Origin of the sequence: Nonomuraea sp. NPDC050536 (assembly GCF_044457685.1) — a bacterium.
Lineage (GTDB): Bacteria > Actinomycetota > Actinomycetes > Streptosporangiales > Streptosporangiaceae > Nonomuraea.
In genome coordinates this window covers 123585-139912 of sequence record NZ_JBITHD010000021.1, presented here as the reverse complement: position 1 = coordinate 139912, position 16328 = coordinate 123585, and the positions used below count along the sequence as shown (strand labels likewise).

Annotated in this window: 16 protein-coding genes; 10 read left to right on the top strand and 6 right to left on the bottom strand. The window is 71.2% G+C overall.

The genetic code is table 11. The features are described 5' to 3' along the window. Positions 1 to 16: 16 nt before the first annotated feature. Complete coding sequence (locus tag ACIBHX_RS41720) at positions 17 to 2953, top strand: ATP-binding protein (RefSeq protein ID WP_397073184.1); 2937 nt, start codon at positions 17 to 19, stop codon at positions 2951 to 2953. Here the strand turns inward: ACIBHX_RS41720 and ACIBHX_RS41715 are convergent. Continuing rightward, entirely contained in the window at positions 2950 to 3372 is a 423-nt protein-coding gene (locus tag ACIBHX_RS41715; RefSeq protein WP_397073181.1) for a YjdF family protein, read from the bottom strand. The genes ACIBHX_RS41720 and ACIBHX_RS41715 overlap by 4 nt on opposite strands. Positions 3373 to 3589: 217 nt before the next feature. Here ACIBHX_RS41715 and ACIBHX_RS41710 point away from each other — a divergent pair, with 217 nt between their 5' ends. Both ACIBHX_RS41710 and ACIBHX_RS41705 read left to right on the top strand, forming a co-directional pair. Further along, positions 3590 to 4819: a MurT ligase domain-containing protein gene (locus ACIBHX_RS41710; RefSeq protein ID WP_397073180.1), complete on the top strand. Its 1230-nt coding sequence runs from the start codon at positions 3590 to 3592 to the stop codon at positions 4817 to 4819. Then, a complete protein-coding gene (locus ACIBHX_RS41705; protein WP_397073178.1) occupies positions 4809 to 5522 on the top strand; it encodes a type 1 glutamine amidotransferase in 714 nt (237 codons plus the stop codon). The genes ACIBHX_RS41710 and ACIBHX_RS41705 overlap by 11 nt, the downstream gene beginning before the upstream one ends. 706 nt (positions 5523 to 6228) lie before the next feature. Here ACIBHX_RS41705 and ACIBHX_RS41700 read toward each other — a convergent pair. Continuing rightward, positions 6229 to 6591 carry a DsrE family protein gene (locus tag ACIBHX_RS41700; protein WP_397073176.1) on the bottom strand — a complete coding sequence of 121 codons (363 nt, stop codon included), beginning with the start codon at positions 6589 to 6591 and terminating at the stop codon, positions 6229 to 6231. A 73-nt stretch (positions 6592 to 6664) separates the two neighbouring features. On the opposite strand from ACIBHX_RS41700, the gene ACIBHX_RS41695 reads away from it, so the two are divergent. The 4 genes from ACIBHX_RS41695 to ACIBHX_RS41680 all read left to right on the top strand — a co-directional run bounded on the left by ACIBHX_RS41695 (position 6665) and on the right by ACIBHX_RS41680 (position 9288). Then, complete coding sequence (locus ACIBHX_RS41695) at positions 6665 to 7150, top strand: FABP family protein (protein WP_397073174.1); 486 nt, start codon at positions 6665 to 6667, stop codon at positions 7148 to 7150. After that, a complete protein-coding gene (locus tag ACIBHX_RS41690) occupies positions 7147 to 7443 on the top strand; it encodes a DUF2470 domain-containing protein (RefSeq protein WP_397073172.1) in 297 nt (98 codons plus the stop codon). Before ACIBHX_RS41695 ends, ACIBHX_RS41690 begins: the two co-directional genes overlap by 4 nt. 491 nt (positions 7444 to 7934) lie before the next feature. Continuing rightward, entirely contained in the window at positions 7935 to 8348 is a 414-nt protein-coding gene (locus ACIBHX_RS41685; protein WP_397073171.1) for a Fur family transcriptional regulator, read from the top strand. Positions 8349 to 8358: 10 nt separating this feature from the next. Beyond that, entirely contained in the window at positions 8359 to 9288 is a 930-nt protein-coding gene (locus ACIBHX_RS41680) for a YgfZ/GcvT domain-containing protein (protein ID WP_397073170.1), read from the top strand. Between the two features lie 6 nt (positions 9289 to 9294). On the opposite strand, the gene ACIBHX_RS41675 is transcribed toward ACIBHX_RS41680, so the two are convergent. Beyond that, complete coding sequence (locus tag ACIBHX_RS41675; RefSeq protein WP_397073168.1) at positions 9295 to 9870, bottom strand: TetR/AcrR family transcriptional regulator; 576 nt, start codon at positions 9868 to 9870, stop codon at positions 9295 to 9297. 33 nt (positions 9871 to 9903) lie between these two features. Here ACIBHX_RS41675 and ACIBHX_RS41670 point away from each other — a divergent pair, with 33 nt between their 5' ends. After that, a complete protein-coding gene (locus ACIBHX_RS41670) occupies positions 9904 to 10854 on the top strand; it encodes a hypothetical protein (RefSeq protein ID WP_397073166.1) in 951 nt (316 codons plus the stop codon). Here ACIBHX_RS41670 and ACIBHX_RS41665 read toward each other — a convergent pair. Further along, a complete protein-coding gene (locus ACIBHX_RS41665) occupies positions 10832 to 11743 on the bottom strand; it encodes a TetR/AcrR family transcriptional regulator C-terminal domain-containing protein (protein WP_397073165.1) in 912 nt (303 codons plus the stop codon). The genes ACIBHX_RS41670 and ACIBHX_RS41665 overlap by 23 nt on opposite strands. 95 nt (positions 11744 to 11838) lie before the next feature. On the opposite strand from ACIBHX_RS41665, the gene ACIBHX_RS41660 reads away from it, so the two are divergent. Next, on the top strand, positions 11839 to 12924 hold the full coding sequence (locus ACIBHX_RS41660; RefSeq protein WP_397073164.1) for an FAD-dependent monooxygenase: 1086 nt from the start codon (positions 11839 to 11841) through the stop codon (positions 12922 to 12924). 106 nt (positions 12925 to 13030) lie between these two features. Beyond that, entirely contained in the window at positions 13031 to 14614 is a 1584-nt protein-coding gene (locus ACIBHX_RS41655) for a DUF2207 domain-containing protein (RefSeq protein WP_397073162.1), read from the top strand. Here the strand turns inward: ACIBHX_RS41655 and ACIBHX_RS41650 are convergent. Together ACIBHX_RS41650 and ACIBHX_RS41645 are read right to left on the bottom strand one after the other, a co-directional pair. Beyond that, positions 14611 to 15231 carry a response regulator gene (locus ACIBHX_RS41650; RefSeq protein WP_397073161.1) on the bottom strand — a complete coding sequence of 207 codons (621 nt, stop codon included), beginning with the start codon at positions 15229 to 15231 and terminating at the stop codon, positions 14611 to 14613. The genes ACIBHX_RS41655 and ACIBHX_RS41650 overlap by 4 nt on opposite strands. Beyond that, positions 15228 to 16259, bottom strand: coding sequence for a sensor histidine kinase (locus tag ACIBHX_RS41645; protein ID WP_397073159.1), 1032 nt, complete (start codon positions 16257 to 16259; stop codon positions 15228 to 15230). The genes ACIBHX_RS41650 and ACIBHX_RS41645 overlap by 4 nt, the downstream gene beginning before the upstream one ends. Positions 16260 to 16328 lie beyond the last annotated feature (69 nt).

The following is a 16328-nucleotide window of genomic DNA, read 5'->3' as shown; positions in this document are numbered from 1 at the left end:
CGTCTGGGGGGATGGAATGCTTAGTGGACCTTGGTACAGAATCCAGTCGATCGCCGCTCCATCGCGTAGCTCGTCGGCCGAATGGGACTTCGTCACCGTACTCCCGGCCGTCCTGTCGGCAGCCCAGCGCGCCATGCCGTTCGTCATCGGCTGGCTGTCACGCGGGTCGGGAGCCCCGCTGGAGCTCATCACGAACGCGGGACCGCTGTCGCCGCCGCGTCAGCCGCGGCGCGCGCCCGGCCCGCCGAGCGGACAGAGCGGGCCGCAGCCGCTGCTGTTCCCCGGGGGCGCGCGCGGCGTGCCGCTGGGCGAGGAGTACCTGGCCGATCTGGCCGACCTGGTGTGGACACCGTGTCCGGGACGTCAGGCGCCGCCGCTCGGCGGGCGCAGGGAGTTCGATCCCGACGAGCTGAAGCGGCCGACGCTGTTCGAGTCGACGCTGGTGACGCTGATGTCGCGGCCGTTCGCCTGGCTGGTGGTGGCCGAGCCGACCGACCTGCTCGACGCGGAGGTGGCTCACCTGCGCACCCAGCTCAACGTGCTGCGGCAGTACGGCGACGCCTCCGAGCGTTCCCGCTTCGACGCCGAGCGGGCCGAGCGGCGCATGCAGGAGCTGGACGCCTTCCGCGAGGCGGGGCTGTGGAACGTGCGGGTGCTGGCGGGGGCGGCGACCGCCGAGGAGCTACGGCAGATCGCGCCGGTGCTGGTGGGCTCGGTGGAGATGAGCCACCACCCCTACCGGCTGCGCAGCGCGCTGTCGGGGCGCGGATCGGCCTACGCGCTGCCTGAGGCGCTCGCGGCCACGCTGCAGGATCCGGGCGACGGGGCCGCCGCGCCGTTCGCGGCCACGGCGGGGGCGCTGGCGGCGCTGGCCGGGCTGCCACGCAGGGAGGTGCCCGGGGTCCGGGTGCTCGACGCCGGGTTCTTCGACGTCACCTCGGAGGCGGACGCGGGCGAGCTGGATCTGGGAGAGATCATGGACGGGCAGGAACGGGCCGTCGGCTCGTTCCGTGTGCCGCTGGCCACGCTCAACCGGCACGCCTTCGTCACCGGCGCCACCGGCTCGGGCAAGTCGCAGACCGTCAGGCACCTGCTAGAGCAGCTCAGCGGGGCGAAGATCCCGTGGCTGGCCATCGAGCCCGCCAAGTCCGAGTACGCCGCGATGGGCGGGCGCGTCGACGAGCCCGTCACGGTGATCAACCCGTCGGCTCCCGGCGGCGTGCCGTTCAGCATCAACCCGCTCGAGCCCGAGCCCGGCTACCCGGTGCAGGCGCACATCGACATGGTGCGCGCGCTGTTCATGGCCGCCTTCGACGCCGAGGAGCCGTTCCCGCAGATCATGTCGCTGGCCCTGCAACGGGTCTACGAGGCGACCGGCTGGGACGTGGTGACCGGCGGAGCCGTGCCGGGGGCGAAGGTGCCGCCCAGCGTGCCCACGCTGGAACAGCTGCAGCAGCACGCCATGGACGTCATCCAGGAGATCGGCTACGGGCGCGAGGTCCAGGCCGACGTGGAGGGCTTCATCTCGCTGCGCCTGCGGTCACTGCGGGTCGGCTCGGCCGGGCGCTTCTTCGAGGGCGGCCATCCCGCCGACATCGGCGGGCTGCTGGAGCGCAACATCGTGCTGGCCATCGAGGACGTGGCCAACGACGAGGACAAGGCCTTCCTGATGGGCACGCTCATCATCAGGATCGTCGAACACCTGCGCATGCGGGCACGTCAGGAAAAATCCCAGAACCTCCGGCATGTGATCGTGATCGAGGAGGCGCACCGGCTGCTGCGCGACCGCGGCGCAGGCCGGGCCTCCACCCACGCCGTGGAACTGCTGGCCGGGATGCTGGCCGAGATCCGCGCCTACGGCACCGGCATCGTCGTCGCCGAGCAGATCCCGACCAAGCTCGTGTCCGACGTCGTGAAGAACACCGCGCTGAAGGTCGTGCACCGGCTCCCCGCCGAGGACGACCGGCAGCTCGTCGGCGCCGCGATGAACCTCAGCGAGGAACAGTCCCGTCAGGTCGTCTCGCTTCAGCCGGGTTCGGCGGCGGTGTTCGCCGACGGGATGGACCGGCCGCTGCGCGTGCGCGTGCCGCTCGGGGAGTCCAGGGAGAAACCGCTGCCCAGCCCCGCACCGCCGATCAGGGGCCGCAGGTCGGCCGCCTGCGGCGCGCAGTGCCGGACCGGGCAGGCGTGCACGCTGGTCGAGCTGCGCGAGGCCGACGTGCTCGCCGACTCGCCCGAGTGGGCGTGGCTGCGGATCTGGTGCGACACGGTCGTGCTGGCCTTCGTCAGCAACCGGACGCTGCCCGGCGTGCCGCGCGCGCTGGCGGCCGCCTGGGCCGACCTGCCCGCCAGGCGGCGCGAGTGCCTGCTCGCCACGCTGGTCGACCGCGCGGTTCGGCGGCGGGACTGGGCGCTGCGCAGCTGGTTCGACCCGGCGCTGCTGACCGAGAAGGCCGCCGAGACGGCGACCCGGCTGCTCGGCTCGGCCGAGGGCGGCGGCGAGCGGCCCGGCGCGTCCTGGGTCATCCCGCAGGTGCGCTGGCTGCACGAGGTCGAGCGGCTCTTCCCGTTCGGGCGGCCCGCGCCCGACCTGCGCAGCCCCGCGCCGCCCATGGAGTACGCGCTGTTCGGCACCAACGGCTCCGCCGAGCTGGTCCGCGCCGAACTGCTCGGGCACCGGGCCAAGGCGCTGCGCCACCACCCGCTGTCGATGGAGGTCGAGCGCAACAGAGAGCTGGCCTGGCGGGTCATCCTCGGCGACGACGAGAACCAGGCCGTCCAGCGCGACATCGTGTCCGTGGCGATCGGCCTGGACACGGCCGTCCGGCTGCGGCACGTCGGGCAGACGATGGGCGCCGGCTGGCTGGAGTCGGTGCTGTCGTGGCCGCGCAGGTTCGTCCTGCCCTTCGACGGCGACCAGGCCCCGCAGCTGGAGTTCGCGGGACCCGGCTAGCGGTCTCTGCGGCGCTCGACGCGCTTGCGCCTGGCGACCTCCCGCCGGTGCTCGGCCTCCTCCTGCCTGGTCGCCTTCCGGTCGGCGGCGGCCGCCTTCTTGCGGCTCTCCAGCTCGAGGCGCATCGCCTCCTGCGAGGCGGTGCTCCTCGTGGTGATCCTCGCGGCGGCCCGGGCGGCCAGCTTGGCCGCGCGCTTGGGGTTCACCTTGCTTCTGGCGCGCATGTCCGAGGTTACGGCGGGCGCGCGGGAGGCGGCCTCCAGCAGGGCCGTGCCGTACCTCATGAGATAGGCGTACAGTTCGGGATCCGTCGGCTCCGAGCCGAGCGTGAAGCGGGTGACGCGCAGGCGGCCGTCCTCGACGATCTCCAGGACGCCGACCCAGAACGGGCCGTCCAAGTACACGGAAAGGGTGACCATGTATCCCTCCAGTAGGCATGCCAAACCGACACACCGGACATCCCTGGAAGGGCGGATACATGGAGCTTTCGCCCGGGCTACCAACCGGGCCGCGTTTTCGTGTGCCCCTCCATGGTAGGTCGCGGATAGGATCCGTACACATGAGGGAGCGACAGCGACCCAATCAATACAGTCCAGCTGCTGGGGCATACCCCAACCCGCGAAGCGGAGGATCGGTATGACCCAGCTTCCTTTGCGGGCTGCGCTCGCCAGTGCCCTGGGCCGGAGCGCCGCCACGCTGTCCAGGATGACCGGGCGCGGCGACGGGTCGGTGATCGGCGGGCGTGTGGGCCTGATGCTCGAGCCCGATCTGCTCCGCAAGCTGGCACGCGACCGCAAGCTGTCCCTGGTGAGCGCCACGAACGGCAAGACCACCACCACCCGGCTGATCGCCTCGGCGCTGCTGGAGATGGGCGACGTGGCCACCAACGCCTTCGGCGCGAACATGCCCGCGGGCCACGTCTCGGCGCTCTCCCAGCAGAAGGACGCCCCCTACGGCGTGCTTGAGGTGGACGAGAAGTACCTGCCCGAGGTGCTCGACACGACCGGCGCCGGCGTGGTCTGCCTGATGAACCTCAGCCGCGACCAGATGGACCGCGCCGCGGAGATCTGGCTGCTGGCGCAGAAGTGGCGCCGCGCGCTGTCGGGCAAGCCCACCCACGTGATCGCCAACTGCGACGACCCGCTGGTCACCTGGGGCGCCTCGACGGCCGCCAAGGTCACCTGGGTCGCCGGCGGCCAGCGCTGGAAAGAAGACTCCTGGTGCTGCCCCGAGTGCGGGGGGCCGCTCGACCGCAAGGACGACAACTGGGCCTGCCGCGAGTGCACCTTCCACCGGCCCGAGCCGCAGTGGGTGCTCGACGACGACGCCGCCATCGATCCGCGCGGCCACCGCTGGGTGCTCGACATCCAGCTGCCCGGCCTGGCCAACCGCTCCAACGCCGTCATGGCGCTGGCCGTCGCGGAGGCGTTCGGGTTGCCGGCGGAGCGGGCGCTGCCCCGGCTGCGCGACGTCACCTCCGTCGCCGGCCGCTACACCACGGTCTCCCGCGAGGGGCGCGACGCCAGGCTGCTGCTGGCCAAGAACCCGGCCGGCTGGCTGGAGGCCTTCGACGTGGCGGATTCCAGCCTGCCGATCATCCTGTCGGTCAACGCGCAGGGGCCCGACGGGCGCGACACGTCCTGGCTGTGGGACGTCGACTACCGCGTGCTGCGCGGCCGGCCCGTGTTCGTCACCGGCCAGCGGCGGCTGGACCTGGCGCTGCGGCTGGAGGTGGCCGAGGTGCCGTTCACGCTGTGCGGCACGTTCTCCGAGGCGCTGGCGATGCAGCCGCCCGGCCGCGTCGACGTGATCGCCAACTACACCGCCTTCCAGCAGATCCGATCGGAGTTCGGCCGTGCCCTCTGACAGCGTCCTGCGCATCGTCTGGATCTACCCCGACCTGCTGAGCACCTACGGCGACCAGGGCAACGCGCTCGTACTCGAATCGCGGGCGCGGCTGCGCGGCATCAACGCGGAGGTCGTGCACGTCCGCTCCGCCGACCCCGTTCCCGAATCGGGCGACATCTACCTCATCGGCGGCGGTGAGGACCGGCCGCAGATCCTCGCCGCGGAGCGCCTGCGCCGCGACGGCGGCCTCCACCGGGCCATCGCCCGCGGCGCGGCCATGCTCGCCGTCTGCGCCGGCTACCAGATCATGGGCACCACCTTCGGCGGGGAGGAGGGCCAGCCCGTCGACGGCGTCGGCGTGCTCGACATCGCCAGCTCCCGCGGCCCGTCCCGCGCGGTCGGCGAGCTCGCGGCCGAGGTGGACGCCGGGCTCAACCTGCCCACGCTGACCGGCTTCGAGAACCACATGGGCATCACCAACCTGGGCCCCGGCGTCAAGCCGCTGGCCAAGGTCCTGTCGGGCATCGGCAACGGCAACGGCTTCGAGGGCTGCCACAGCGGCCACGTCATCGGCACCTACCTGCACGGCCCCGCCCTGGCCCGCAACCCCGCCCTCGCCGACCTCCTCCTCACCTGGGCCGCCGGCGACCTCGCCCCCCTCGACGACACCCGCTACAACCAACTCCGCCAGGAGCGCCTGGACGCGGTCCTCTCCCGCTGACCTTTCGGCGGGATTGATTCTGTACGGCAGGCCGCCCACCGTCACGGGCTGAGGCCCCGACTTCTGGGGTGTCCTCGTACGGCAAGCCACCGCCACCGCCCGACCCGCCCCACTCCGGCTTGGGCCCGATCTTCGGGGTGTTCTCGTACGGCAAGCCACCGCCGCCGCACTTCGGCTTGGCCCGATCTTCGGGCTGCTCCCGTACGGCGAGCCACCGCCACCGCCCGCCCGCCGCACTCCGGCTGAGGGCCCGCGACCGGCGCTTCCGGCGAGTCGGTGGTGGTTGCCCACCGCCACGGCGCTTACTTGTCGTGGCACCCCGGCCGCGGCCCCCCGCCGCCCAGGGCGCCGACCTCCACCGCCCCACATCTCGCCGCCCCGGCGCCTGAAAACCCCCGGGCCCCTACTCCTGGAAACCCCCGGGCGCCTGCTCCTGGAAACCCCGGGCCCCGGCTCCGGGCGCCCGCACTTACCGCGCCGGGGTCGGCGAGACGCGGCACGACGGTCGTCCGGCGCCTGTACGGCGGGCCAGGGGGAGCCGTGGTGCCTGGTTGACGAAGCGCCGTGGCGGCGAGCGAGGATCCCCGACTCGCCGGAAGCGCCGGTCGCGGGTCCTCAGCCGAAGTGGGGCGGGCGGCCGGTGGCGGTGGCTCGCCGTACAAGAAACTCGCCGTACAAGACAAAGAGGCCCTTGGTTGCGAGCGGATCAGTACACGAGCGCCTGGGCGCCCTCGGTGACGGCTTCTTCGACGAAGGTGGGGGCGCCGGCGATGCGGACGCCGTCGATGAGGTCGTCGACCGTGATGTCCCTGCGGGCCGCGCACTGCGTGCAGACCGTGACCCGGCCGCCAGCCAGCACGGCGTCGAGCAGGTCGGTCAGCGGAGCCGCGTGCGGCAGGCTGAACTCCTTCGCCCGGCCGGGCAGCGCGAACCAGGACGCCTCGCCGGTGAGCCACAGGGAGACGGGCACGCCGCTGGCGAGCGCCGCGGCCGCGACCGTGAACGCCTGGTTGCATCGCTCGGGGGCGTCGGCCCCTGCGGTCACCTTGATGACCAAAGATCGTGCCATGTCCGCCACCCTAATCCCTGGCCGGGAACGGGGAGCGGAGCGGCTGTGCCGTACCGAGACTACGCTTGGCGGCATGGAAGAAGAGGTGCACCCGGATCTGGAGCCGATCGCGTTCCTGCTGGGCAGGTGGGAGGGCGCCGGGGTCGGTGGCTATCCGACGATCGACAGCTTCAACTTCGGGCAGGAGATCGAGTTCGGCCACAACGGCAAGCCGTTCCTGAGCTACGTGAGCCGCACCTGGCTGCTGAACGACGCCGGTGACCGGGTCAAGCCGCTGGCCACCGAGACCGGCTACTGGCGGCCGCAGCCCGAGCGGCAGATCGAGGTGCTGCTGGCCCACCCGACGGGCATCGTGGAGATCTACGTCGGCGAGGTCGTCTTCCACAAGATCGAGCTGCGCACCGATGTGGTGGCCAGGACGGCCGGCGCCAAGGAGTACACCGCGGGCCACCGGCTCTACGGGCTGGTCAACGGCAACCTGATGTGGGCCTACGACATGGCGGCCGTGGGTCACCCGCTGACCTCGCACATGTCGGCCGAGCTGAAGAAGGTCGCATGAGCTCCCCATTCACTGACGAGGCGGTCGAGGCGATCAAGCGGCACATGAACGACGACCACGCCGGCGATGCGCTGATCATCGTGCGTGGGCTGGGCGGGCGTCCGGACGCCCTTACGGCCGGCACCAGCAACGTCGACGCCGAGGCGATCGAGTTCACGATCGACGGCGGCGAACGGGTCAGGGTGCCGTGGGGGGAGACGCTGACCGAGCGGGCGCAGGTCCGCATGGCGGTGGTGCGGCTGTATCGCGAGGCCTGCCTGAAACTCGGCATCCAGCCGCGCGGCGAGCACTAGCCACTCCGAGCGACGGGCGACGCGGCGCTTCGTCGGCCGGGCACCACGGTCCCGCCGATCCGGTGCCTGGACACGCAGCCGTGGTTTCCCTACCTACAGGGCCCACAGCGGAGTCGTGGCGGCGGGCAACCGGCACCGACTCGCCAGAAGCGCCGGTCGCGGGCCCTCGGCCGGAGTACGGCGGGCGGCCGTGAGAGCGGCTCGCCGTACAAGATGAGGGCACGAAAAGGGCCCCAGACTGACTCCGCCTGGGGTCAGGCGGGCCGGATGGACCATGGTCGGGATCGCGCAGATCCCGCCTCCGGCGGTCAGGGGCCCCGGTGATTGCCTCGTATTCGCCAGCAGGCGGCGAGACATGGGTCCGCGTCCGCTAGCGGACAACCACCTCGCTAGTCCAACTATGACTATCCATTGTTTGGACCACCTCCTTTCCGCGTGCTCACGACGCTATGCGAGGCCGCACAACCCGGGCAAGCGATTATTCTCAGGGCATGACGGAGACGCAGTGGCACGAGGAACTCCGCGCCAAGGGATACCGGGTGACGCCTCAGCGCCAGCTGGTCCTGGAGGCGGTCAAGGACCTGGAGCACGCCACGCCGGAGGAGATCTGCGCCAAGGTCCGGGAGACGGCCCGCGGCGTCAACATCTCCACCGTCTACCGCACGCTGGAGTTGCTCGAAGAGCTCGGCATGGTCACCCACACCCACCTCGGTCACGGCGCGCCCACCTATCACCTGGCGGCCGAGGCCGATCACGTCCACCTGGTGTGCCGGGGCTGTGACGAGGTCATCGAGGTGCGGCCCCAGATGGCGGAGGGGCTGGTCAAGGCGTTGGACGAGGAGCTGGGGTTCGTCACGGACGTGCGCCACCTGACCGTCTTCGGGCGCTGCAAGAACTGCCGATAACCTGGAAGGCATGCGTAGCCCTCTGCTCGATCTCCCCGGCGCCGTCGCGGCCGACGGCGTGGACGCCGACGTGGCCGCTCACTATGGAGACCTGTTCGCCGAACAGCGCGCCCTGGTCAAGGGCGAAGCCGTGGTCGACAGGAGCAACCGCGAGATCGTCAGGATCGCCGGCGTCGACCGGCTGAAATGGCTCAACGACCTGACCTCGCAGAAGCTCGACACGTTGCAGCCCGGTGAGTGGACGCAGACGCTCATCCTGGACCTGCAGGGCCGGGTCGAGCATCACATGACGCTGGTCGACGACGGCGAGGCCGTGCTGGCCCACGTCGAGCCGGGCACCTCCGAGGCTCTGATCGACTACCTCGACAGGATGCGGTTCATGCTGCGCGTCGAGGTGTCCGGGGTCGACGACCTGGCGGTCCTGTCGACCGCCACCGAGGACTTCTACGTGCCGCGCGGCGACCACCAGGGCAAGCCGCTGGCCGGCATCTGGGCCTACGAGGCGTTCAGGATCGAGCAGTACCGGCCGCGCCTGGGCTTCGACACCGACCACAAGACGATCCCGCACGAGGTGGGCTGGATCGGCTCCGCCGTCCACCTGACCAAGGGCTGCTACCGCGGCCAGGAGACGGTCGCCCGCGTGCACAACCTGGGCCACCCGCCGCGCCGCCTGGTCTTCCTGCACCTGGACGGCAGCGTCGACACCCTGCCGCCGCACGGCGCTCCGGTCATCTTCGAGAACCAGGAGATCGGCACGGTCGGCTCGTCGGCGCGCCACTACGAGCTCGGCCCGATCGCGCTGGCCGTGGTCAAGCGGACGGTCCCGGTCGACGCGACGCTGCTGGCCGGTGGCGTGGCCGCGGCGCAGGAGGTCATCGTGCCCCCGGACGCGGGGCGCAACGTCCAGATCGACCCCTCCCTCCGTCGCCGCATCCGCTGAGGCGGCTCAGCCGTGCGGGCTTACCAGCGGTAGGTAGACCCTGTCGACGATCTCGACGAGCACCTCGTCGGGGGCGCTGGGGTGCCCGCGGGTGACGAACTCGTTGCGCAACAGCGCGATGGCCACCGTGGCCACCCGCGGGTGCAGGGACTCGGGGGTGGCTTCGCCCCTGGCCACGGCGCGTTCCAGGATCGTCAGCCACATCGCCGATCCCGCGTCTCCCGCGCTTTCCTGGAGCCTGGCCAGCAGCTCCGGCTCGTCTCCCGTGGCCGCCAGCAGGCCGCGCAGGATCTCCCCGAGCGGCGAGGCCCAGTGCCTGTTGGCGCCGCGCAGCAGCTCCAGCACGTCGCCGCGCAGCTCGCCCGTGTCGGGCACCCTGGCCTCCTCCGTGGCCAGCAGCTTGTAGGCGGCGACGCCGAGCGCGGCCCTGTTCGGCCAGCGGCGGTAGATCGCGTTCTTGTTGGTGCCCGCCCGCCTGGCCACCTTGTCCATGGTCAGGCCCGCGTACCCGGATTCGGTGAGCTCGTCGGCCGCCGCCCGGAGGATGGCCTCTTCCAGAGTCGCGCCACGCTTTCTCTTCACATTCTTAGGGTACACCGCGTACCGTATGGCGGCATGAGAGCCAAAGGCATCACCTATGACACCGGCTTCCTGCACGCCGGATCCGACACGTACGAGGGCTTCGACTCCGAGGCCGTGCGCCGCGACATGCGGGTCATCCACGACGAGCTTCGCTGCACCGCCGTACGCGTGACCGGCGGCGATCCCGAGCGGCTGGAGATCGCCGCGCGGCATGCCGTGGCGGCCGGGCTGGAGGTGTGGTTCTCGCCGTTCACCTGCGACCTGAGCCCCGAGGAGTTGCTGGCGGTGCTCGCCGACTGCGCCGAGCGGGCCGAGCGGCTGGACGGCGAGGTGGTCTTCGTCACCGGGGCGGAGCTGATGCTGTTCACCAAGGGCTTCCTGCCCGGCGAGACCCTCGACGAGCGGCTCGCGCTGCTGGCCACCCCGCACCTCGCGCGCGAGGCGCTGGCCGAGTTGCCCGCCAAGCTCAACGACTTCCTGGGCAGGGCGGTGGCGGTCGTCAGGGAGCGCTTCACCGGCAAGGTCACCTATGCCGCGATCCCCTCTGAAGCGGTCGACTGGACGCCCTTCGACTTCGTGGGCGTCGACCTGTACCGCTCGTCCGACGTGGCGGAGATCTATCCACAGGCTGTGCGTGACCTGGTGGCGCAGGGCAAGCCGGTGGCGATCACCGAGTTCGGCTGCGTGACGTTCTCCGGCGCGGCGGACCTGGGAGCCAGGGGCATGCTGGTCATCGACTTCGACGGCGCCACGCCACGCGGGCTCACCGGCGACTTCGTCCGTGACGAGGGCGAACAGGTCCGCTACCTGAGCGAGCTGCTTGACCTGTTCGAGGCCGAGGGGGTCGACACCGCGTTCTGGTGCACCTTCGCCAGCCACAACCTGCCGGAACAGTGGGACGTGGCCAGCTACGGCCTGGTCAAGGTGCTGGAGGACGGCACCTGGGAGCCGAAGGAGGCCTTCAGCGCGCTCGCCGCTCGATGATCGAGGCCAGGCCGTCCAGCATCGGGCCGAGGCCGATCTCGAAGAGCTCGTCGAGGTTCAGGTCGAAGTCGCCGCCCAGGTCGGCGATGGTCCTGGCGAAGGTCGGATAGGAGCCCAAGGCCACGATCGCGGAGATGTGCGCCTCCTGCGTCTCCATCCACTCCTCGTCGGTCAGGCCGGTGGCCGCCTCGGCTCTGGCCTCCAGCTCGAGGTTGGCGGCGATGCCCTGCACGTAGCTGTAGTGCAGGATGTGCACGTGCAGCATGGTCTCGGGGGCCAGGCCGTGGCCGTCGAGGGCGGCCAGCGCCCACTCGGTGTGCTTCAGCAGGCTCGGTGAGGGCAGCGGCCGGGTCAGCGAGGTGATCCCGGCCATCCACGGGTGGGCCCGGTAGCCGGCCCACTGCACCCTGGCCGAGGCCTCGAGCCGGGCCCGCCACCCCTCCGGCGCCGGATCGGGCAGCGGGAACTCCTCCATCACGGCGTCGACCATGAGCAGGACCAGGTCCTCCTTGCCGGGCACGTGCCGGTAGAGCGTCATCGTGGCGATACCGAGCTTGGCCGCCAGCCCGCGCATGCCGAGCGCCTCGAGCCCCTCGGCGTCGGCGATCTCGATCGCGGCCCCCACGATCCGGTCCCTGGTCACCTCACCGGCGTCCCGCCGCGGCCTGCGCCCCGCGGCCACTGCGGTGCTCACCACGGTGCCCACCCGGGGCTCGGCCCTGACCACGCCCTCCTGGCTCAGCACGTTGAGCGCCTTGGTGGCCGTGGCCAGGGCCACGCCCCACTCGCGCGCCAGCTGCCTGGTCGAGGGGACCCGGTCGCCTGGCTGGAGCTCGCCCTCGGCGATGCGCCGCTTCAGCTCGGAGACGATCTCCGCGTACTTCTGCACTAGTACAGCCTAGCGCGAAAGCGCTGTTGCATAGCCTGTATGTACGCTGTACATTCAGATCTGGCACAGCGTACATACAGACATGGAGTGCAGACATGCGCGTTCTCGTTTCCGGAGCAGGCATCGGCGGACCGGCCCTTGCCCACTGGCTGCGCAGGCACGGTCACGAGGTGACCGTCGTCGAGCGGGCCTCGACCCCGCGCCCCGGCGGCCAGGCCGTCGACATCAGGGGCGCCGCGCTGGAGGTGTCCCGCAGGATGGGCATCCTGGAGCAGGCTCGCGCCCACAAGACCGACATGCAAGGCATGTCCATGGTCGACGGCGACGGCAACGAGCTCATGCGCACCACCGAGTCGACGATCAGCGGCGGCCGCATCGACTCCGACGACGTCGAGATCATGCGCGAAGACCTGACCAGGATCGTCATGGAGACCACCACCGGCGTCGAGTACCTCTACGGCGACTCCATCGCGGCGATCGAACAGGACGAGCGCGGGGTCCGGGTGCGCTTCGACGGCGGCGGGACCGGCGACTACGACTACGTGATCGGCGCCGACGGGCTGCACTCCAACACTCGCCGCCTGGTGTTCGGCGAGCAGCCGCTGGAGCACCTCGGCATGTACGTGGCCATCTACACCGCCGACAACTTCCTCGGCCTCGACCGCTGGCAGACCTGGTATCGCGAGGGGGATGCCGGATGCGGCCTGTACAGCGTGCCCGGCAACGCCCAGATGCGGGTCAACATTGGCTTCAATTCCGAGACCCGGGTCGAGTACGACCACCGCGACATCGCCTCGCAGAAGCGGCTGGTGGCCGAGCGGTGCGTGGGCATGCGGTGGGAGGGGCCGCGCCTGATCAAGGCGATGTGGGAGGCCGACGACTTCTACTTCGACGCGGCCGCCCAGATCCACCTCGACACCTGGTCGCGCGGCCGGGTGGCGCTGCTCGGCGACGCGGGCTACTGCGCCTCGCTGCTGTCGGGCCAGGGCACCAGCCTGGCCCTGGTGGGCGCCTACGTGCTCGCCGACGAGCTGGCCAGGCAGCAGGAGGGCGCCTTCGAGCGGTACGAGCGGCGAATGCGCCCCTTCGTCGCGCTCAACCAGGCCCTCGCCAAGGAGAACCCCGGCCAGGGCGCCTCCGAGGAGAGCGTCGCGAAGGCCGCCAACGCCATCGCGCTCTAGCGGCAAGCGCCTTCCGTACAGGGCGTTCGCCCTGGTCGGGGATACCCCGCCGTCGGCGGGGTGCGAACCGATACGCTTTGCGGCCATGACGGTAACCAGGCTTGCTATGGCCGTTTTGGGCGCCGCCGCCCTGGCGCTGAGCGCCACCCCCGCCATGGCCGAGGCCGGCATCACCGACGAGGTGACCATGCAGCTCGGAAAGGGCGGCACGCTGCACGTCATCGAGAAGGTCGGGGGGACCGGCCAGCTCCAGCGAACCCTGACCACCCGGATCCGGTACGACGAGGGCAACGACCGGGTCTTCCAGGTCTCCGGGGTCAAGGGCGGCAAGCTCGAGGGCGACCTGCTGACCGTCACCGCCCCCGGCACGGTCGAGTACGACGTGAAGGGCGCCGTCGCGCCCGCGGGCGCGACCGAGGAACTGCGCTGGTACGCGGTGGGCGGCTGGAAGGTGCCCGTCGCGAAAGCCATCGTCAAGGTCACGGGGCCGGGCCAGGTGCAGAACCTGTCGTGCTTCGCCGGCGACCTCGGCTCCGCGACGGGGTGCACCACGGCCAGCATGGACCACGAGGCCACCGAGGCCGACTTCGAGCAGGACTATCTGGCGCCAGGCCACGCGCTGACCGTGATCGTGGGTTTCCCGAAGGGCTCCGTCGGCGGCGCCCCGATCCTGGAGCACCGCTTCTCCCTGACCACGGCGTTCACCCTCGACACGGTCACCGGCGGCGCGCTGGGCGCGCTGCTGGTGCTGCTGCTCGGCGGGCTGTTCATCCTGTACTGGACGCGCGGACGCGACGCCCGGGTGGCAGGGGGCGAGCGCGGCGCCATCAACCCGGTGCAGAACGGTCACTTCGCCCCGCCCGACGGGGTGCGTCCCGGGCAGATCGGCACGCTCGTGGACGAGCAGGCCGACGTGGTCGACGTGACGGCGACGATCGTGGACCTGGCCGTGCGCGGTTACCTGCGCATCGACGAGCAGCCCAGGCAGACCTACGACGCGCCCGACTGGCTGCTGGTCCGCCTGCCGAACGCGTCGATCCTCGCGCTGCTGCCGTACGAGAAGGCGCTCTACGACGCCATCTTCGAAGGGCGGGACGCGGTGCTGCTGTCGCAGCTGTCCGGCTCCTTCGGCGGCCACCTGGGCAAGGTCCGCGACGCGCTGTACGCCGACGTGGTCTCCCAGGGCTGGTTCGCCCGGCGCCCCGACACCGAGCGCACCCGGTGGACGGCGATCGGCGTCATCCTGATCGGCGTCGGCCTGGTGGCCACCGTCGCGCTGGCCTGGCTCACCACGTACGGCCTGCTCGGGCTGGCCCTGGTCATCGCGGGCGGCGCGCTGGCCGTGGGCGGGCAGTACATGCCGGCCAAGACGGCCAAGGGCTCGGCGGCGCTGGCCCACACGCTGGGCTTCCGCGAGTACCTGTTCTCCGGAGACCTGGGCGAGGTGCCCGAGCAGCACAGGGTGGAGCTGTTCTCCCGCTACCTGCCCTACGCGGTCATCTTCGACGGGGTGGAGCACTGGTCGCGGGTGGTCGCCTCGGTCACAGGGAACGGGCACCAGGCCGACAACCTGTACTGGTACCACGGCCCGGCCGAGTGGGACCTGTCCAAGTTCGCCGGGTCGATGCGGACCTTCACCACGACGACCTCGGGGGCCATCTCGACCACCCGCCAGTTCCGCACCCTCTAGATCCGGATATATCCGGACTCGATGGCCTTGCTGACCGCCGCGGTCCGCGTGTCCACGCCCAGCTTGCCGTACACGTGGTTGAGGTGGGTCTTGACCGTGGCCTCGGTGATGAACAGGGCCCTGGCGATCTCCTTGTTGCCCGCGCCCCTGGCCAGCAGCTCCAGGATCTCGATCTCCCTGGTGGTCAGCGCGGGCCCGGGGTCGCGCATGCGGCGCATCATCCGGGTCGCCACCCTGGGCGAGAGCGCGGTCTCACCCCTGGCGGCGGCCCTGATGGCCTGGAAGAGCTCGTCCGGCGGGCAGGCCTTGAGCACGTAGCCGGTGGCGCCGGCGTCGATGGCGCGCACGATGTCGGCGTCGGTCTCGTACGTGGTCAGCACCAGCACCTGCGGCGCGCTCGCCAGCGCGCGCACCTGCCTGGTGACCTGCACGCCGTCAGGGCCGTCGCCGAGTTGCAGGTCCATCAGCACCACGTCGGGCTCACGCAGCGCGATCAGCCGGACCGCGTCCTCGGCGTTCTCCGCCTCACCGACGATCTCCAGGTCGGGCTCGCCCGCGAGCAGCGCCTTGAGCCCCGCCCTGACCACGGGATGGTCGTCTACCAGGAACAGCTTCATACCGGAATCCTCGCCGCCACCGCCGTGCCCTCGCCCGGCACACTCTCCACCGCCAGCGTCCCGCCGACCTCCGCGAGCCGGTCACGCATGCCGCGCAAGCCGTACCCGCGCCCCGGCTGGTGATCGCCGGTGATGCCGACCCCGTTGTCGTAGACGTCCAGCGTCACCTCGCCCGGCAGGTAGGACAGGGTGACGATCACCCTGCTGGCGTGCGCGTGCTCGCGCGCGTTGGCCAGCGCGCCCTGCGCCACTCTCAGCAGTACGGCCTGCGTCCCGGGATCGATCGGGTACTCCTGCCCCTCCAGGCGGAACTCCGGGCTCATCGCCTTGATGGCGTCGGCCAGCGAGCCGCGCGCCAGAGCGGCGGGCCCCAGGTCGCGCACGAAGCGGCGGGCCTCCTCCAGGTTGTCGCCGGTCGCCTCGATGGCCGTCCTGAGGTACTCCCGCGCCTTCGCCGGGTCGGACTCCCACGCCCGCTCGGCCGCCTGCAGCAGCATCCGCTGGCTCGTCAAGCCCTGGGCGAGCGTGTCGTGGATCTCCCTGGACAGCCGCTCGCGCTCCTGCATGATCCCCGCCCTCCGCAACTCCCAGAAGATCACCACCGTCATCGCCGCCACCGCGATCGGCGCCAGCACCAGGCTCGGGTCGAACCTGTCCGCCAGGCTGATCTGCGCGATGATCACCGCCAGCGTCAGCACGGCAGCCGCCGCGATCGTGGCCCTGATCGGCAGCAGCCGCAGGCACACGAACAGCAGCGGGATCGCGCACCAGGCGAACGACGGCGCCAGCTCGACCAGCACCAGCCAGCACACCAGCACCACGGCGAGCCAGGCCAGCCTGCCCCGGTGTCCCAGCCGCTCCCACAGCGCCACCCCGGCGGCGTAGAGCACGGCCAGCAGCCCGGCGTCGGTCAGCGCGGCCACGGTCTGGGTGTCCATCGGATGGCGGACCACCAGGCGCGAGGCCGATGCCGCGAGCAGCAGGAAGAACCCGGCGTGCATGGCCCGGTTCAGCCAGACACGTTCCATTGCCGTAAAGCTGCCCTCCTCGGGGACGCGGCGCATCAACCGATCGGTTGACTTCGCCGTCACTCGATT

Excerpts from the sequence above, each read along its gene's own strand:
- ACIBHX_RS41720 (WP_397073184.1), top strand. The coding sequence starts at position 17 with ATGCTTAGTGGACCTTGGTACAGAATCCAGTCGATCGCCGCTCCATCG.
- ACIBHX_RS41715 (WP_397073181.1), bottom strand. The coding sequence starts at position 3,372 with ATGGTCACCCTTTCCGTGTACTTGGACGGCCCGTTCTGGGTCGGCGTC.
- ACIBHX_RS41710 (WP_397073180.1), top strand. The coding sequence starts at position 3,590 with ATGACCCAGCTTCCTTTGCGGGCTGCGCTCGCCAGTGCCCTGGGCCGG.
- ACIBHX_RS41700 (WP_397073176.1), bottom strand. The coding sequence starts at position 6,591 with ATGGCACGATCTTTGGTCATCAAGGTGACCGCAGGGGCCGACGCCCCC.
- ACIBHX_RS41695 (WP_397073174.1), top strand. The coding sequence starts at position 6,665 with ATGGAAGAAGAGGTGCACCCGGATCTGGAGCCGATCGCGTTCCTGCTG.
- ACIBHX_RS41690 (WP_397073172.1), top strand. The coding sequence starts at position 7,147 with ATGAGCTCCCCATTCACTGACGAGGCGGTCGAGGCGATCAAGCGGCAC.
- ACIBHX_RS41685 (WP_397073171.1), top strand. The coding sequence starts at position 7,935 with ATGACGGAGACGCAGTGGCACGAGGAACTCCGCGCCAAGGGATACCGG.
- ACIBHX_RS41680 (WP_397073170.1), top strand. The coding sequence starts at position 8,359 with ATGCGTAGCCCTCTGCTCGATCTCCCCGGCGCCGTCGCGGCCGACGGC.
- ACIBHX_RS41670 (WP_397073166.1), top strand. The coding sequence starts at position 9,904 with ATGAGAGCCAAAGGCATCACCTATGACACCGGCTTCCTGCACGCCGGA.
- ACIBHX_RS41660 (WP_397073164.1), top strand. The coding sequence starts at position 11,839 with ATGCGCGTTCTCGTTTCCGGAGCAGGCATCGGCGGACCGGCCCTTGCC.
- ACIBHX_RS41655 (WP_397073162.1), top strand. The coding sequence starts at position 13,031 with ATGGCCGTTTTGGGCGCCGCCGCCCTGGCGCTGAGCGCCACCCCCGCC.
- ACIBHX_RS41650 (WP_397073161.1), bottom strand. The coding sequence starts at position 15,231 with ATGAAGCTGTTCCTGGTAGACGACCATCCCGTGGTCAGGGCGGGGCTC.
- ACIBHX_RS41645 (WP_397073159.1), bottom strand. The coding sequence starts at position 16,259 with ATGGAACGTGTCTGGCTGAACCGGGCCATGCACGCCGGGTTCTTCCTG.